This is a genomic window from Mesorhizobium erdmanii USDA 3471 (assembly GCF_000472705.1).
In the GTDB taxonomy this organism is placed as follows: Bacteria; Pseudomonadota; Alphaproteobacteria; order Rhizobiales; family Rhizobiaceae; genus Mesorhizobium; species Mesorhizobium erdmanii.
In genome coordinates, this window is record NZ_AXAE01000054.1 from 1 (window position 1) to 1697 (window position 1697).

2 protein-coding genes and 1 tRNA gene are annotated in these 1697 nt (G+C 57.8%); all 3 read left to right on the top strand.

The window, feature by feature from the left end; translation table 11 throughout:
• Positions 1 to 128: 128 nt before the first annotated feature.
• A tRNA-Met gene (locus tag A3AU_RS0127420) sits at positions 129 to 205 on the top strand.
• A gap of 611 nt (positions 206 to 816) precedes the next feature.
• Complete coding sequence (locus A3AU_RS0127425; protein ID WP_027055714.1) at positions 817 to 1083, top strand: type II toxin-antitoxin system ParD family antitoxin; 267 nt, start codon at positions 817 to 819, stop codon at positions 1081 to 1083.
• 3 nt (positions 1084 to 1086) lie between these two features.
• Positions 1087 to 1398 carry a type II toxin-antitoxin system RelE/ParE family toxin gene (locus A3AU_RS0127430; protein ID WP_027055715.1) on the top strand — a complete coding sequence of 104 codons (312 nt, stop codon included), beginning with the start codon at positions 1087 to 1089 and terminating at the stop codon, positions 1396 to 1398.
• The last annotated feature ends 299 nt before the right edge of the window (positions 1399 to 1697 follow it).

The following is a 1697-nucleotide window of genomic DNA, read 5'->3' on the forward strand; positions in this document are numbered from 1 at the left end:
AAATCTTCTCTGTACGACAAGGCCCGCCAAGGGATCTCGGGCCGCGCAAGCGGCCCTTTCATTTGGTGAGCAATATACCTATCTGTAGGCCATCCCTCATTGTAGGCTTGCGCTTACGTCAAGGTTGACGCGGGGTGGAGCAGCCCGGTAGCTCGTCAGGCTCATAACCTGAAGGTCACAGGTTCAAATCCTGTCCCCGCAACCAAATACAAAAGAGCCCGCCTCGTGCGGGCTCTTTTGTATTTTGCTGTCGTGGCCCGGCGATTTTAACCTGCATCAGGGGCCCGCAAGGAGGCAAAGCCGACGCAGCGGGACAAAAAATCAAATCCTGTCCCCGCAACCAAATCAAAAACAGCCCGCCTGGATCATACCAGGCGGGCCGTTTTGCTTTTTGCGGGCCAACCGAAGGCTATCAATGCTAGCGCCCCAGATCATCAAGTCCGCACCAGCTCAAGCCAAACCAAAAATCGACCCTCTCGGAACAAAAGCCAACGGCGAAGCCGAATCGGGGCAGCCGTAACCAAATGCGAAATGAACTGGCCGGTCGGCCTCTTTCTCAGCCCGCTTAGGTGCTCGCCGCCCCGCCGGGATGAGAACAGATCGCCGCAGCCATCAATTGCCTGGTTCGATGTTCGATCGCGCCGGAGCTATCGGGGCCGTGGCGATATCTCGTTAGACCGAAGCAGGTGCTTGAGCCTGTCTGCGGGCAGTCCGAATCACGGGCAGAGCGCCGCCGAATCGGTCGATACTGGCAATGGATGACATCTATTGCTATATTCTCCTCGGTGCCTCCCTCATTCCTTCCAGAGATCGCCCATGCCCAACTACGCCCTGAACGACCACTATGAGAGCTTCATCAGGAAGCAGCTCGAATCAGGTCGCTACAACAATGCCAGCGAGGTTGTTCGCGCCGGCCTGCGCATGCTTGAGGATTTCGAGGCGGAGCGGGAAAAGTGGTTGCGCCAGGAAATTCCTGCGCGCCTGGCCGAGCTTCAACGGGATCCGGCGAAGGGTGTTCCCGCCGAAACGGTCTTTTCCAGGCTGGAGGCGCGTCATCGTGCGAAGCAGGCGAAGGCCAAGTAGGGGATGGAGTACCGGATTGTCTTCCATCCCAGAGCGGAAACCGAGCTCGAACAGCTTTATGATGACATAGCCGAGCGCGCATCGCCGGCGATTGCCTGGAATTTCGTTGTCGACATTCGCGACCATTGTCTGGGCTTGTCGATTTTTCCACAGCGCGGCACCGAGCGGGCCGAAATCATGCCTGGGCTGCGGATTGTCGGTTACCGGCGCGCCGTCAGCATTGCTTTCGCGGTCGAGCGCGAACAGGTGCTGATCCTGGGCATCTTCTATGCTGGCCGAAACATCACGCCGGAATTGCTGGAAGACCGGCTCTGAAGCTGTGCCCGGACGGGGATCCGGTCAGCAGCCACCAGGCATTGACCCCGATTTTCAGGCTGATTGCGCGCATCAGGCGCCGGGCGACACCGCGTTTCGACAGGAATAATCCGCAGCGAAAGAGCGCTCTCAATCCAGCCAAGCCAGCTCATGAATTTCGCTTCGTGGATAACCTCACGAGAAATCGAAAAAACATCTGATATGGCTGTTGACAGTTTTGGTTGGTGGCGACTATATACGCCTCACGAACGAGGGCGGTGCGCCGCTGGCGACGAAGAAGTTTGCTTCTAAGACTGCCC